General features: G+C 60.1%; 13 protein-coding genes. 7 read left to right on the top strand and 6 right to left on the bottom strand.

The window, feature by feature from the left end; translation table 11 throughout:
- Positions 1-7: 7 nt before the first annotated feature.
- The 5 genes from FP026_RS07405 to FP026_RS07385 all read left to right on the top strand — a co-directional run bounded on the left by FP026_RS07405 (position 8) and on the right by FP026_RS07385 (position 4766).
- On the top strand, positions 8-613 hold the full coding sequence (locus tag FP026_RS07405) for a dimethylamine monooxygenase subunit DmmA family protein (protein WP_149633971.1): 606 nt from the start codon (positions 8-10) through the stop codon (positions 611-613).
- Positions 610-1575 carry a PDR/VanB family oxidoreductase gene (locus tag FP026_RS07400; protein WP_149633970.1) on the top strand — a complete coding sequence of 322 codons (966 nt, stop codon included), beginning with the start codon at positions 610-612 and terminating at the stop codon, positions 1573-1575. The genes FP026_RS07405 and FP026_RS07400 overlap by 4 nt, the downstream gene beginning before the upstream one ends.
- 29 nt (positions 1576-1604) lie before the next feature.
- Positions 1605-2645, top strand: coding sequence for a heme-dependent oxidative N-demethylase family protein (locus tag FP026_RS07395; protein ID WP_149633969.1), 1041 nt, complete (start codon positions 1605-1607; stop codon positions 2643-2645).
- Positions 2646-2713: 68 nt separating this feature from the next.
- Entirely contained in the window at positions 2714-4051 is a 1338-nt protein-coding gene (locus FP026_RS07390) for an NAD(P)-binding domain-containing protein (RefSeq protein WP_149633968.1), read from the top strand.
- Between the two features lie 115 nt (positions 4052-4166).
- The gene (locus FP026_RS07385; RefSeq protein WP_149634116.1) at positions 4167-4766 is read left to right on the top strand and encodes a methyl-accepting chemotaxis protein; all 600 of its coding nucleotides are present in this window, start codon (positions 4167-4169) and stop codon (positions 4764-4766) included.
- A 331-nt stretch (positions 4767-5097) separates the two neighbouring features.
- Here the strand turns inward: FP026_RS07385 and FP026_RS07380 are convergent, their stop codons facing one another.
- From FP026_RS07380 to FP026_RS07370, 3 genes are all read right to left on the bottom strand, one after another.
- Positions 5098-6327 (bottom strand): type II toxin-antitoxin system HipA family toxin, encoded by a 1230-nt coding sequence (locus tag FP026_RS07380; RefSeq protein WP_149633967.1) that lies wholly within the window; start codon positions 6325-6327, stop codon positions 5098-5100.
- Positions 6320-6910: a helix-turn-helix domain-containing protein gene (locus FP026_RS07375; protein WP_149633966.1), complete on the bottom strand. Its 591-nt coding sequence runs from the start codon at positions 6908-6910 to the stop codon at positions 6320-6322. Before FP026_RS07375 ends, FP026_RS07380 begins: the two co-directional genes overlap by 8 nt.
- A gap of 425 nt (positions 6911-7335) precedes the next feature.
- Positions 7336-9705 carry a DUF1989 domain-containing protein gene (locus FP026_RS07370; protein ID WP_149633965.1) on the bottom strand — a complete coding sequence of 790 codons (2370 nt, stop codon included), beginning with the start codon at positions 9703-9705 and terminating at the stop codon, positions 7336-7338.
- 242 nt (positions 9706-9947) lie between these two features.
- Between FP026_RS07370 and FP026_RS07365 the strand changes: the two genes are divergently transcribed.
- Positions 9948-11732: an APC family permease gene (locus tag FP026_RS07365; RefSeq protein ID WP_149633964.1), complete on the top strand. Its 1785-nt coding sequence runs from the start codon at positions 9948-9950 to the stop codon at positions 11730-11732.
- Positions 11733-11814: 82 nt separating this feature from the next.
- Here FP026_RS07365 and FP026_RS07360 read toward each other — a convergent pair whose 3' ends face one another.
- Entirely contained in the window at positions 11815-13038 is a 1224-nt protein-coding gene (locus FP026_RS07360; RefSeq protein WP_149633963.1) for an MFS transporter, read from the bottom strand.
- 135 nt (positions 13039-13173) lie between these two features.
- Here FP026_RS07360 and FP026_RS07355 point away from each other — a divergent pair, with 135 nt between their 5' ends.
- Positions 13174-13767, top strand: coding sequence for a TetR/AcrR family transcriptional regulator (locus FP026_RS07355; RefSeq protein ID WP_188112526.1), 594 nt, complete (start codon positions 13174-13176; stop codon positions 13765-13767).
- A gap of 16 nt (positions 13768-13783) precedes the next feature.
- Here the strand turns inward: FP026_RS07355 and FP026_RS07350 are convergent, their stop codons facing one another.
- On the bottom strand, positions 13784-14434 hold the full coding sequence (locus tag FP026_RS07350; RefSeq protein WP_149633962.1) for a glutathione S-transferase family protein: 651 nt from the start codon (positions 14432-14434) through the stop codon (positions 13784-13786).
- 134 nt (positions 14435-14568) lie between these two features.
- Positions 14569-15492 carry a LysR family transcriptional regulator gene (locus tag FP026_RS07345; protein ID WP_149634114.1) on the bottom strand — a complete coding sequence of 308 codons (924 nt, stop codon included), beginning with the start codon at positions 15490-15492 and terminating at the stop codon, positions 14569-14571.
- Positions 15493-15565: the final 73 nt, after the last annotated feature.

Genomic DNA, 15565 nt, shown 5'->3' with positions numbered 1-15565 from the left:
GGCGCTCATGCTTGTCGAAGGCATCAAGAGCCGACCGGTCTATAAGGGTCTCTCCATCCAGCCGCATGCTCGGCGGCATCTGTTTGCACTGGAAGGCGAGGGGGCCAACGCCCTCCTCGACCAGATGGCCGGGCTTGACGATACCATTCTGTCGCGCAGCGAAGTGCTCTATGTCGCGCGCCGCTCGCAGGGCAAGGGTCATGATGCGGCTCTGCGCAGGCTGGGTGCCGACATGTTCTTCACGGCGCCGACGATCGCGACACTGCTTTTCCGCCTGAAAGGCTCGCTTGCGACGGCGCATATGGGCACGCGGCTTTACATCGCCGGGACCGAGGGCTTTATCGGCCAGGCGATGATGGTGGCGCTCGATTACGGCATGGATCATGCCTCGATCATGACCGAACATCGCGGCTCCCTGGCCCGCCGCGTGCAATGCGTCCACTGCAAGGGCATCACCGACGATGTAACCCATAGTCCGTTCAATTGCAGCCATTGCGGTCTGCCGCTTCTGGTGCGCGACCACTACTCGCGTCGTCTCGGCGCCTTCCAGGGCGTCAACGTCGATGCGGAAGAACCGGGCACGGCGCCTGATCCCGAGGAGTTGTTCCTGTGAGCGGTGGTACGGAAATTCCGGTTCGTGTCGCGAAGGTGACGCCCGTCGCCGATCGCGTCAAGCGCTTCCGCTTCGAGCGTCTCGACGGCGCGCCGATGCCTTATTTTTCGGGAGGCGCGCATGTCATCGTCTCGATGAATGATGAAGGGCATGTGCGTCGCAACGCCTACTCTTTGATGTCACCGCCGCATGATTGCTCGGCCTATGAGATCAGCGTGTTGCGCGTCGAGGAATCGCGTGGCGGTTCCGCCTTCATGCATGAGAAGGTAAGGGAGGGTGACGAGCTGAAGGTCAGCTATCCCGTCAATCTCTTCCAGCCGGACTGGCGCGGGCGCAAGCACCTGCTGATTGCCGGCGGCATCGGCATTACGCCGTTCATCGCGATGATGCAGCAGTTCTCGCGCGAGGGCGCGAACTTCGAGCTGCATTATGCCGTGCGTTCACTCGATCGCGGCGCCTATTGCCGCGAGCTTGTCGAGCAATATGGTTCGCAGCGCATAAAGATCTACTGCGATGCGGATCGCAATTTCATCCCTGTGGCACGTCTGCTCGAAAGTCAGCCGCTTGGCACGCATCTCTATGTGTGCGGCCCGGCCGGCATGATCGACGGCGTGTTGAAAACGGGCATCGAGGCCGGCTGGCCGGAACAGAACCTGCATTCCGAACGCTTCCTGTCGTCGCAGCCCGGCAAGCCCTTCTCCATCACGCTGACGCGGTCCGGCAAGACCGTTCACGTTGGCCATCATGAGAGCATGCTGGAGGCGATCGAGGCTGCCGGCATCGATGCGCCCTTCCTCTGCCGCGGGGGCGCCTGCGGGCAATGCGAGACGGGAGTTGCCGTCTGCGACGGCAAGCTTCTGCACAATGACGTCTATCTGACCGACGAAGAAAAGGCCTCGGGCCGAAAGGTGATGATCTGCGTCTCCCGTTTCGAAGGAAGCGCGCTGCATCTCGACCTTTAGGCACTCAACCGATATTCAGGAGAACGGACATGGCAATCGCCTTTAAGCAGGAAACGTTCAGGGACGATTTCAGCTACCGCAACAGTCCGGAAAATATCAGGCGTTTCCCGTTCCCCTTCGATCGTGACGAATACATGTATTCGGTCAACATGGAACCGCATGTGAAGGGGCGGAAGAACACGGTCTACGAAAGCCTCATCGACGTCGATGAACACTATGTCGCCGAGATGCACGACCGGGCTCTGGTGCTGAAGGAAGATCCGCTGCGCTATCAGGCGCTGCCGCATATGATGTCCGCGCAATGGGATACGCTGGAACTGCTGATGGAAGAGCAGGCGGCCGGCTATCCCGAACATTTCACGCTCATCAAGAATGGCGACCAGTGGCGCTGGATCAATCGTCCCCTTGGCATCGACGACACCTTTACGTTGGGTGATGCGTCGACGCTGCCTTACGAACCTTTCGAATACATCACCCGCCAGGCGCAGGGCGATTTCTGCATCGTCGACCAGCGCGACGGCAATCTCTGGATGGATGCGGGCATGGTCACTACCCAGGCCGACTGGTCGCTCGATTTCGATATCGGCATGAATTTCATGGAATGGCACGGGCCGGTGCCGCTTGCCCACCAGATCGGCGTCTTCGACCGCGCGCTCAAATTCCTCTTGAACCTGCAGCTGGGCAAGCCGACCCGCCGGTTCAACTGGACGATGACGATCAATCCGCGCCTCGATACCAGTCCTGAAAACTATCCGAAATGGGGTCCGGACCGCACCACGGTGACGCCGGACAATGTCGGCGAAAAGGTGCATCTGCGTGTCGAGCTGCAGAGCCTGTGGCGTCTGCCGCGCTCGAACGCCATCCTCTTCGTCATCCGTTGCTATTTGATGAACATGAACGAGCTCGTCACCGTGCCGAAATGGGCGCGCCGCTTCCCGCGTGTGCTGAAGACGCTGCCGCCCGAGCTTATCGACTACAAGGCCCTAACGCGCTTCCGCCAGACCACGATCGACTGGCTTTCGCGATATGACGACGGCGCGCCCACCAGCCCCGGCATCTTCCCGGATTGATGCCGGACGCGGCGCGAAACGACTGCATGCAATAAGAACTTTGATAGAATCGAGAAGGGGAATGCCACATGACACGAGTTGCCGTTATCGGTGCCGGCCCTTCGGGCCTTGCCCAGCTAAGGGCCTTTCAATCGGCCGCAAAGAAGGGTGCTGATATCCCGGAAGTCGTCTGCTTCGAAAAGCAGGCGGATTGGGGCGGCCTTTGGAACTATACCTGGCGCACGGGCCTCGATGAATATGGCGAACCCGTCCATGGCAGCATGTATCGCTATCTTTGGTCGAACGGCCCGAAGGAATGCCTGGAATTTGCCGATTATTCCTTCGAAGAGCATTTCGGCAAGCCGATTGCCTCCTATCCGCCGCGTGCCGTGCTCTGGGACTATATCAAGGGCCGTGTCGAGAAGGCCGACGTGCGCAAATGGGTGCGCTTCAGCACGCCCGTGCGAATGGTGCGTTTCGACGGCGCCACCAGGAAGTTCACGGTGACGGCGCATGATCGCACGCAGGACAGGATGTATGACGAGGAGTTCGACTATGTCGTCGTCGCCTCAGGTCACTTCTCGACGCCGAACGTGCCCTATTTCGAAGGGGTAAAGACCTTCAATGGCCGCGTGCTGCATGCCCATGATTTTCGCGACGCGCTGGAGTTCAAGGGCAAGGATGTGCTGATCGTTGGCCGCAGCTATTCGGCCGAAGATATCGGTTCGCAATGCTGGAAATACGGGGCGAAATCCGTCACCACGAGCTATCGCTCCAAGCCGATGGGCTTCAAATGGCCCGAGAATTTCGAGGAGCGGCCGCTGCTGACGCGGCTGGAGAACAAGACGGCATATTTTGCCGATGGCTCATCGAAGGATGTCGACGCGCTGATCCTTTGCACCGGATATCAGCATCACTTTCCGTTCCTGCCCGATGACCTTCGCCTGAAGACGGCCAATCGCCTCTGGGCCGACCACCTCTACAAGGGCGTGATTTTCGACGGGAACCCGCAGCTCTTCTACATCGGCATGCAGGATCAATTCTACACCTTCAACATGTTCGACGTGCAGGCCTGGTGGGCGCGCGATGTCATCATGGGTCGCATCAAGCTGCCTCCGGAGGGTGAGCTGCAGGCGAATTTCGACAAGTGGCGCGCCCGCGAGGAGACGCTCGAGGATGCCGAACAGATGATCTGGTATCAGGGCGACTATGTGAAGGAGCTGCTTGCCGAGACGGATTATCCGAGCTTCGATATCGAAGGCACGAACAAGACCTTCATGGAGTGGGAGCACCACAAGGCGGAAAACATCATGGGCTTCCGCGACCATGCCTATCGCTCACTGATGACCGGCAACATGTCGCCGAAGCACCATACGCCCTGGGTCGATGCGCTCGATGATTCCATGGAGGAATATCTGCGCAATTGATCAGGGATCACTTTCCCACCTAACCGGCAAGGGAGGCGAAGAGCAGCCCTTGCCGGATTTTTATGCGTTGAAACGAAACGAGTTCATCCGCAACCTTCTCTTCGGGCATGGCTTCATGGATTTTCAGACAAGCGTTCTCGGCCGCATGGCCGGCTTTCTCTACCGTTGCCGCGCGGACGAAAACTATACGATGCTTGACATGACCGACGGCATCGAGCGCATTTTCGGCTATCCCGCCGACGAAATCGTCGGCAACCGCGCGCGGACCTTTACCTCCATCATGTACGAGGAGGACGTTCCCCTCATGGATGAACTTGTCGGTAAAGCTTTGGCAAGCCGTACTGACTGGACGATGGAATATCGCATACGCCACCGTGAAGGACATCTAATCTGGGTGACGGAGACCGGCGGCGGCGTATGGGACGAAGCAGGGGAGCTTCTTTATCTCGAAGGCAGCATCATCAACATCGAATCGCTCTATCAGCGCCTCGACGAGCAGACCGCGGACATGCGGGTCACGGCATCGAAGACCAACGAGATCCTGCAGTCGCTGCGCTATTTGAAGCTGCTTGCCGTCAATGCCGGCATCGAGGCGGCAAGAGCGGGCACGGCCGGATCGGGCTTCGCTGTATTGGCGGCGGAGATGCGCACGCTTGCCAACTCCTCGGAAGAGGCCGCGCGTGCAATCTCGGCGGCGCAGAAGAAATCCGATTAAAGCTCGGAAGTGCGGCCTCCTGCCTCAATACGGCCGATAGGCTCGCTCGCTTTTCCCAGATGCCTCAAACAAGCGCTTCTTCAAAAGAAAAGCTGAAGCATGTGAATTCCACCAATCGGCGGCAGCGACTTGGCGGTGAGAGGGTCGTGCGGAGCTGGGTTGTTCATGACGAGAAAGACTGGCTCCCGTCACGGTCACCCCTCTGATGAGCGGCGCGCAATGCACTAAAATGCGTTAGGTCTACTTCGATGTCGTTCCAGGCAAGTGTTCTTTCCGATGCGCCACCTGGACGTAGATGAGCCGCACCGCTCGAGTCATAACCAACCTCCGCCTATGCGAGTTCGCGGTAGAGCGGCACCGTCCGTGCGTGGACATCGATCGCCTTCGCGACCGTGGCGGCGAATGGAAGATGCCGTTTCTCGGCCTCCCACACTTGCTGAAATCGCTGGACAGTTTCGGCAGCGGTGTCGATAACGAGTTTTTCCGGGAGAAGTGCCTTGGCCGCCAAGTGCCGAAGTTCGTCTCTATCGAACTCGGCCATCTTCTTTGTCCGAGAGAAATTGAGGGCGGCCGTATCCTCGTCCTTCATGTAGGGGATGGTCGACACCAGGTCGTAGGCCGGCGAAAGCGCGGCCGATCGCCGGTCCGGATAGATCAGTGACCAGTTCTTGAGATGCATGTCGCCATTTCCTGTCAGCGCGCTGAACACGAGCCGCCGGATGAACTCGGCGGCCCCGGCGTCACCCGCCTCGGTGCCGATCACGCGTGCGATATTGGCGTAGCTGGCGCGCTTGTACTTGTCGTCCGGAAAGACGCCGAAGACCTGGGCGAAATCCTCTGTGTGTACCGGACCGTCGGCCGTGCGGTCGAAACGGCTCACTGCCAATGCGGGTCCCTTCAGTTCGCCGATGCCTTCGGGGATACCGGCGATCGCATCGAGATCGAGGAGGTTGATGACCGGCACGTCCATGCCGATCATGCCGGCGATCGTCATCATGGAGAATTCGTTCTCCGGTACACCGGCGAATTGCTGGGATGGAAGCTTTACGATCCAGGAGCCCCCCACGCCCTCAGCGGGAATGGTCAGGCCGCCGCCCTTGCCAGTGTTTTCCAGCGCGGAGAACTTGAGCTGGACACCAGCGAGCGAAAACCGCAAGGCGTTGGGTTTGGCGTCATCCGGCAAGTCGTCACCCGCACCCAGCGGTAGCGCTTCGCCGGCTGCCGGATGGATCGACAGCGCTCCCGGAAGGTCGAGGCCCAGCACCCAGAGCAGGAAGAATTCGCGTTGCTGTTTGACCCCTGCCCGCTCGGCGAGATAGCGCCGCAGGCCGCCCTCGGGTAGCAGGTTGGAGAAATACGGAAGCACCACCCGCTGGGTTGGACGAATATTGGTGATGAGCCCTCCCAGGTTATCCTTGAACGACAGGCTCAGGGTAGGCCGCTCGGGATTCGCGACATAGTCCTCGTTGAACGCAAAGATCGTCCGATCGCCCTGCAGATGGGTGAGTGTGCCGATAGGCTCGTCGTAGAGCCGCACATCGAGAACCGAGACGTCAGGCATCATCGTCTCCGTCGTCCAGCGAATAGGCTGGCCTCGGTTCGGGAGACACGCGATGAGTGATGGAATTGCGCAGCCTGCGCAGGTTCTGCGCGATGTCGCGGACGACGGCCGCCGCCTGCTCGCTGGCTTGGGATCGCTCGAGGCGGGCAATCAGCTCGCGCACCAGCCGCATCTCCTGATCGCCGAGGTTCACTCGGCGCAAGAAGCGCACCGTCTCCTCGATGCGATCCAGGTCGGCCGAGCTCCCGTAGAGGTGCTTCATCTTCTTGATCATTCGCTCGGCTCGAGCAAAGCGCTTATCGTTGGACTGAGCGGCATGGATGTGCATATCCGGCGTTGCCTGCGCCTTGACCAGGCCGAGCACCCCAGGCACGAGTTTTTTTGGCACCAGCATGAGCTCGAGATCGAGCGCACGGGTCATATCGATGAAGCTCGACAGTCCTGGCTCCATCTTTCCACTCTCGATTTGGGAGATATGGCTCTGCGTCAGCCCCGCCCGCTCACCAAGCACGCGCTGGCTTACGCCTAAGGCTTCACGGGCCTCGCGAGCCTGCGCGATCAAGCTCTCGCTCTGGTAGGACATGATATAGCATCCTAAATCAAATAGACCCTATGATAAGAATTCAGTATCTAACTCGCTGACAATTCAAAGTCAACATTGATGATATAGGATTCCGATGGCATGCAATCCTTGATACAGAATTATATATCGCAAGTTCCACGCGTCGGCTAAATCCGAGCGTAATGAATGACGGGTCATGACTTGACGGCGTTATCGCTCCCCGGGGGCTCCGAAGAGTACCGGAGAGCCACGTGATCCGCTCTGTTGAAGAAGGGCGCCCCGGCCTGGTCTCTCCATCGTTCGCGCGATCGTGGAGGCTGAAAAAACCGAGCCACGTTCGAAATTTCACTCGGACAGCCTGCGTCCTCCACTAGAAGTAGATAGAGCAAATTCAACTGGAAGGCCCAACCGCGCACAGGCCTCAGAGGCTGTGACGTTGTTGCAAGTTAGGATCGCGGTCGCGACTTCTGCGGATCGTAGTGAGACAGCGGCACGATGACGGCGGGAAGCCGCTTCTGCTGACCATCCAGCTTGCCGATCTCGACCTTGGTGCCGACCCCCGCATGCGTGACGTCGACCCGAGCAAGCGCGATGGTCTTGCCCAGGATCGGTGAGCGGGTTGCGCTGGTAATCACGCCGATCTGCGCGCGGCCTATATGGATGCAATCACCATGTCCGACGGCTTCATTGGCTTCTATATCAAGCCCGACCATCAGATGACGCGGATTTTCCTTTCGCCTGATCAATGCCTCGCGTCCGATGAAATCATCCTGCTTGGATTTCAGGGGAACGGTGAAACCGATGCCGGCTTCAAAAGGATCGGTCTGATCGTCGAATTCATGATGGGCGAAGACCAGGCCGGCCTCGATACGCACCATGTCCAGCGCCTCCAGGCCCATGGGCTTCAGCCCATATGGCTCACCGGCTTTCCAGACGGCGTCGAAGACGGTGGCCGCATCCTTCGGGTGGCAGAAGATCTCGTAACCGAGTTCGCCGGTATAGCCGGTACGCGACACGACGACTGGTGCTCCCTCGAAATTGCCGATGCGGCCGACTGCGAAACGGAACCATTCGAGCTCGCCGATCGTCGGCTGACGCGGCGCCGTCCAGATGATCTCCTTGAGGATATCGCGGCTCTTCGGGCCCTGCAGGGCGATATTGTGCATCTGGTCGGTGGACGACCGGACCCAGGCCTTGAAGCCTTTTTTCTCGGCCTGCTCGCGCAGCCAGATGCCGCTATAGTCATCGCCGCCGATCCAGCGGAAATTCTTGTCGCCGAGGCGAAACAGCGTGCCGTCGTCGATCATGCCGCCATGTTCGTAGCACATGGCGGAATAGACGACCTGACCGGTCGAGAGCTTGCGCACGTCGCGCGTCAGGCAATATTGCAGCAATTCCTCAGCATCCGGCCCTGTAACCTCAAACTTGCGCAGCGGCGAGAGGTCCATCACCACGGCGCGTTCGCGGCAGGCCCAATATTCCTCGACCGGCCCTTCCGAGGAGAAACGGCTCGGCAGCCAGAAGCCGCGATATTCGGTGTAATCGCGCGTTAGGGCGGAAAGGCGCGGGTGGAACGCGGTTTCCCGCGTCAGTTCGGGGTCGGCGTCAGGGGTCATGCGATAGGCCACCGCTCGTGTGAATTTTTCTTTGCCGGAAAAGGTGCGCACGTGGATATCGGTCGGGTCCCAGCCATTGGCTGCATCGATGTCATCGGGGCAGGAGGAGGAGACGCAGACGAGATCCGTTAGAGCCCGCATCAGGACGTAGTCGCCCGGTCTCGACCAGGGCTCGTCGAGATAGAGCTGGTTATTGTGATCGACATTGGTGTTGTAGAAATAGTTGAGCGCCTCCCAGCCCTTGCGGCCGGCAATACCGTAGGACGCAAGTGCCGCGTTGAAATTGTCGGTGCAGTTCACGTGGCCCGGATAGCCCATGTCGTCGTAATAACGGGAATTGCAGGCGGTGGCGAAGGCGTCATGGCGGCCGACCGTATCCTGGACGATTTCCACCAGTGGCTCGAAATCGCGGTCGAAGGCCTTGGACGGCAAGCCGGGTGCTGGATAGCTGCGGCCGAGCAGAGTGCGGGTTACCGTGGAATCGAGCGCGCGATCAAGACCCTTGTCGACTTTGCGGGCGGAAAACGCCTGGAAGTCGGTGCATTGCCGGCCATAGACATCGATGATCTGGATATATTCGCCGGCGCGAACGAAATAGGCCGAAGCGGTCGCGGCCCGGATGCGGATATCCTCAATCGGGTCGGCGAGTGGTTCGGGCAGCGCGGAGGCATAGTCGCGCAGGATCGTCGTGCGGCGCATCCTGACCTCGATGGGCGTCGCCGTATCCTGCGCTTCCGGCGACATGGCTGTTCCCGGCGCGCAGGCGATCAGCAGGCCCTTGAGCGCGATGGTGAATTCCGCCGTGCTACCGGCAGGCGATGACCCGCCGAAAAGGTGCAATGCTGCTGCGGATGCTAGGTCTGCGCCGCGTCGCTCCAATGTTGCGCGCGTGCGATTGGCACTCTCATCTCCCGAGGAAAGAATGGCTTTCAGACCCGTCGCTTCTCCGGTGAATGCAGACCCCAAGCCTGTGGATTGAAAGCGGCCTGTCTCGTCGAGGAAGGTGAGCTCGCAGACCTGGCCACCCTCGCTATCAGTCACCGAAACCCGATCGCCGGGCTCGACGCGCACAACCAGCGATCCACCGCCCTTGCAGCGATAGCGTTCAGTATCTTGCGGCAGGGCTGGAAGGCCCGGATAGCGCACAATGCTCGCCGAAATCGGCCGTATTCCGGCTATTGGCGGCTGGAGATCTCGCATCAAGTCCTCTCGGGAAATGACGTCCGTCAGGACACCGGAATCATGCTGACAAAATGCCATCCGAAAGTAAAGGGATATTGACTAAAAAGAAAATATCTTCACTATGCATAAAGGGCATGTATCTGGAAACCGCGCATAGACTCGGCTCACGAAAATCTCCAGCACGCCCCGCAATGCCATGGGAGGCACGTTCAGGGAGACGTACGAGAGATACGTCCGGAACAAAATGGGGAATTTCATCGATGACGGATATCGTGGACGCTGGCGCTTCTGCTGGCACCGAAGGAAAGCTTATACGCGCGCTTGACTGGAAGGGCGCGTTCTGGGTGGCTGCGGGCGTGCCGCCGCTTGTTCTCTTCTCCATCGGCGGCATCGCCGGCACGACAGGCAAGCTTGCCTTCGTCGTGTGGATCATTTCGATGATCATGGGCTTCCTGCAATCCTTTACCTATGCCGAAATTGCCGGCATGTTCGGCAACAAGTCCGGTGGCGCCTCGGTCTATGGCGCGACGGCCTGGCTGCGTTATTCGAAGTTCATCGCGCCGCTTTCCGTCTGGTGCAACTGGTTTGCCTGGTCGCCGGTACTCTCGCTCGGCTGCGCCATCGCCGCCGGTTATATCCTCAATGCATTCTTCCCCATTCCCGCGGCGGACTCACAGGCCGTGCTCAGCTGGATCAGCGCGCATGCGGCGTCGATCACCGCCGATAGCCCGCGTGTTGCCGAATATATCGCGGCCCATGCCGGTACATCGCCCGACGACGCAGTGAAGGCACTGCTCAGCGCTGATGGCGTTGCGGCCTTTACGCCTGCCATCCGCAACTGGTCTCTCATCAGCTTCAACATTCCCTTCCTCGCAACCGCCAATATCAATGCCACCTTCTTCATCGGCGGCATTCTGATGCTGATCATCTTCGCGATCCAGCATCGCGGCATTTCCGAGACGGCAAGCGTTCAGAAGTGGCTGGCGATCATCGTGCTCGTGCCGCTGCTGATCATCGGCGTCTATCCGATCGTCAGCGGCCAGATCGTCTCCACCAACGTCACGGGCCTGTTGCCGCCGACAGCGGCTTACGCCGCGACTGACGGCACCTGGAGCAATGGCGGCTGGACGCTCTTCCTCGGCGGCCTTTATATCGCCGCCTGGTCGACCTACGGCTTCGAAACGGCGGTCTGCTATACGCGCGAACTCAAGAATCCGAAGACGGATACGTTCAAGGCGATCTTCTATTCGGGCCTTGCCTGCTGCATCTTCTTCTTCCTCGTGCCCTTCGCCTTCCAGGGCGTTCTTGGCCATGCCGGCATGCTGGCGCCGGGCATCGTCGACGGCACCGGCGTCGGTGAAGCGCTCGGCGGCCTCATCGGCGCCGGCCGCATCGTCACACAGCTGCTCGTCGTCCTGATGATCCTGGCGCTGTTCCTCGCCATCATGACGGCGATGGCCGGCTCATCGCGCACGCTCTATCAGGGTTCGAAGGACGGCTGGCTGCCGAAATATCTCGATCATGTGAACGAGAACGGCGCGCCGACGAGAGCGATGTGGACGGACTTCGCCTTCAATCTCTTTCTTCTGGCCATCGCGTCCGACACCAGCGGCTATTTCTTCGTGCTCGCCGTTTCCAACGTCGGATACATCATTTTCAATTTTCTCAACCTCAATTCCGGCTGGATCCATCGCATGGACTCCGGACATATCGAGCGTCCGTGGAAAGCGCCGTCCTGGCTCCTCGGCCTCAACACCGTGCTTGCCTTCGTCAACGCCCTCTTCCTCGGCGCCGGCGCCAAGGTTTGGGGCTATGCCAATGCGCTCTGGATCGGCTTTGCCTTCGCGGCCCTGATCCTGCCGGTCTTCGCCTACAGGCACTATGTGCGCGACGGCGGCAAATTCCCGGCGGGCGCCATGGACGATCTCGGGCTGATCGGCCAGGATCTGGGTGTCAGGAAAGCGGGAATCCTGCCCTATCTAGCACTCGCGGGAGGCCTCGCCATCGTGCTGATCGCCAACTGGTTCTTCCAGTTACCGGCATAGCGGCCCTGACAAATCTCCCGCTCACAGCACTGAGGTCCGGCTTGCTCGACAGGCCGGACCTTCGTTTCGTCTTCGGCTCCGCTCATTCGGCGGCTTGCTTGACGGACGCAACATCGGCCGCTCGCGCGCCTGACAGGCTTTTTTGGCCGAGCGCTACGATCAAGACGGTGACCGCGCTCGATACGACCGAAACCCAGAAGCCGTTCGCCGGTCCGAAATTATCGACCATCCAGCCGGAAACGAAGGCGCCGAGCGCCATGCCGATGCCAATGCCCGTCATGATCCAGGTCACTCCTTCCGTCAGCATCGCCTCCGGCACCCGGCGTTCGATCAGCCCGAAAGCGGTGATGAAGGTCGGGGAGATGGCAACGCCGCTCAGGAAAACCGCAAAGGCAAGCAAAGCGACCGACGTGCCGGCAAGGAGAAGCGGCAGGGAGGTGAGGGTAAGGACGCCGACAGCAACCAGCAACTGCCTCCGGAGCGGCGCCTTGGGGTTCAGCGCGCCGATGACTAGGCCGACGATAAACGAGCCGAGGGCATAGACGCCGATGACAAAGCTCGCGGCGCCGGGCTGGCCGAGCTGCTTGGTGATGGCGACGACACTCACTTCCGCCGTGGCGAAGGTGGCGCCGACGAAAATCAGGGCGAGCGTGATGATCTGGACCGAGCGCAGCCGGATAGCCGAATGTTGCGGATGATCAGAACCAGACACGCGCACCTTCGGCTCGGTCGAGCGCTGCAGCAAGAAAGCCGTCGTCCCCAGCGCAAGGAAGATCGTGCTCACAAGCATACCGGCCTCCGGAAACAGCGAGACGGAGAGGCCGACCGAAAGGGAAGCGCCGGCGATATAGACGAGCTCATCGGCTGCGGATTCGAAAGCGAAGGCCGTGTTCAGTTCAGGCCGGGCACGGAAGATTTCCGTCCAGCGCGCACGCACCATAGCTGGAATGCTCGGCATGGCGGCCGCAAGGAAGGCCGAGGCAAACAGCGTCCATGCCGGCCAATCCCGATTCGAGGCAATGACGAGAACGACAAAGGCGATGACCGACAGAATGGTGGCCGGTGCGACCACCGCACGCTGGCCAAGCCGGTCGACAAGACGCGATATCTGCGGCGAGACAAATGCATTGGCCAAAGCGAAGGTGGCGGACACCGCCCCGGCAAGCCAATATTCGCCGCGCGTCTGAGAGAGCATGGCGACGATGCCGATTGGAGCCATCGCAATGGGAATACGCGCGAAGAAAGCTGCGGTCGAAAAACCTTTCGCACCCGGCGCCCGGAAAATCTCGCGGTATGGATTAGACATCGTAACGCTCCCTGGATTGGATGAGTCGCCACAGACATACGCGGCGTATGCGAATGAAATAATTGCATACGCCGCGTATGTCAACTAATATACGCAACGTATGCGAATTTATGTAAGGCCATCGACGGAGACGTAATGCGCAAACCCCGTACTGAAATGATCGTCGAGACGCGAGCCAAGCTGCTGGCAGCTGGCCGTAAGGCATTCGGTAGCGTTGGCTATGCCGACGCATCGATGGATGACTTTACAGCGGCCGCCGGACTGACGCGGGGGGCACTATACCACCATTTCGGTGACAAGAAGGGGTTGCTGCAGGCGGTTATCAGCGAGATCGATGCGGAAATGACCGCAAGGCTCTGTGCGATCTCGTCCAGGGCGCCATCGCGTTGGCAGGCATTCGTCGATGAGAACGTCGGATATGTCGAGATGGCGCTGGAGCCGGAAATCCAACGCATTATGTTTCGCGACGGCCCGGCCGTGCTTGGTGATCCCTCCGGATGGCCGAGCGCCAACGGCTGCATCGCCACCGTTACCCAAAGCCTTCGCGTCCTTCGAGACGAGGGCATCATCGTGGAGATTGACCCGGAAGCCGGCGGCCGCCTCATCAATGCAGCAAGCAGTAGCGCTGCGCAGTGGATCGCCAATTCGGACGATCCCGAGGCAACATCGAAACGGGCCGTCGAGGCTTTCCGCACATTCCTCGAAGGCTTGCGGACCGAGAAGGCCTGATGGACCTGGGACCCGGTCAGCCGTTCGATGCGACGGTGAAGACTGCGAGTTGAGCCTCGAAAGCCCGTTTGTATGCCGGCCGGGCTTCCCCGCGGGCGACATACGCGGAGAGGTTCTGATAGTCCTGCAATATTCCCGTATCCTTCAGCCTGAGCAGGACAGATATCATCATGAGATCGCCGGCGCTGAACGCGTCATCGAGCCAGTCGGCGCTACCGAGACGATCGGAAAGTTCGGTCAGCCGCTGGCGGATGCGCTCATCGACCATGGACAGGCGCTGCTCGTACCAGATCTGATCACGCTCCTGAATTTTCACGGTTGCGCGGTCGATGATCGGCGGCTCCACCGTGGAGAGAGCGGCGAACATCCATGTGATCGCCCGCGCACGGGCGTTGGTATCGTCCGGCAACAGGCCGGTATGGCGCTCGGCGATATGGAATACGATCGACCCCGACTCGAACAAGGCAAGATCACCCTCTTCATAGGTCGGGATCTGCCCGAAAGGATGAAGCGCGAGATGCGCAGGCTCCTTCATCGCCTTGAAGGAGAGGAGGCGCACCTCGTAAGGCTCGCCAACCTCTTCCAGCGCCCAGCGAACGCGCATGTCACGCGCCAGACCCCTGCCGCGATCCGGCGACTTTTCAAAGGCGGTAATCGTTATCGTCATTGCTGCTCTCCATGGCTTGTCTCTCTCAAAGACGGCTGACTGAGCAAAATTCCGACGCTTGGTTTGCGAGATAGTTTCCGAGGGTGGGAATGCCCCAAAAGCCACCATGGATCGTCAAGGCTGACTGGATCGATTCACGGATAGGCCGCTCGGCATACCCGCGCGACGATGTCGCGGAGCCATCGGTGCGCCGGATCGGCGTCGACACGCGGATGCCATATGGCAACGATGTGTATTTCGGGCGTTTCGAATGGCAGTTCAAAACTGCGAACACCACGCGCTGCCAGAGGCTCATTCACCCCGCGCTTGCCGAGACATGAGAAGGGGATGGCCGCGATGAAATCCGTCGAAGCTGCAATTCTCATCGCATCCGGATACCCCGGCACCACGACGCGGATGTCCCGTTTCAGGTTTTTCCATGCCAACGCCTCATCGACCGCTTCGGCGAATTCTCCCTTCCTGGAGGCGACGACATGGCTGCAGGCCGCGTAGCGCTCCGACGTCAAGGCCTCGCCGGTCAGGAGGGGGTGGTCTTCCCGGGCAATCCCCACAAGTCGATCGCGAAGCAGCAGTCGGGTCCGCAATTCAGGCGCCGGCACGCCAAGCACCCCGATTTCCAGATCGATCAGCCCCTCCCGAAGCATGCGGGGCTCCTTGTCAGGCTTCAGCACAAAGCGGATGCGGACATGGGGGGCGGCTTCGGTCATCGCGGCGACGAGAGGCGCCGCCAGGAGTTCAAGAAACGCTTCGCTCACGCGCACCGAGAACGTCGTCTCCAGCGTGGCAATGTCGATCTCGCTTATCGCCGGCCGCAGAATGGCTCGCGCATCCTGGGTGACGGCATGAACCCGATCCTGAAGCGCCTCGGCAAATCGTGTCGGCACGAGAGACCGGCCTGCTCTGACGAGCAATGGATCGCCTGTGACCGCTCGCAGCCGCGACAGCGTACGGCTCATGGCGGAAGGGCTGAGCCCCAGCCGCTTTGCCGCTTCGGTCACGCTCCCTTCGGCCAGCAGGACGTCAAGCGCGACGAGAAGATTAAGGTCGATCTCTTCCATGCCGAATGGGTAGACTAAATCGGCCGACACGACTAGCGTTGAACGCAACTATTCTTTGCATTGCAAGCGTCTG

This window comes from Martinezella tropici (assembly GCF_008370325.1).
GTDB lineage: Bacteria > Pseudomonadota > Alphaproteobacteria > Rhizobiales > Rhizobiaceae > Rhizobium > Rhizobium tropici_B.
The sequence above is the reverse complement of the archived record's forward strand: the minus strand, read 5'-3'. Positions and strand labels throughout refer to the sequence as shown.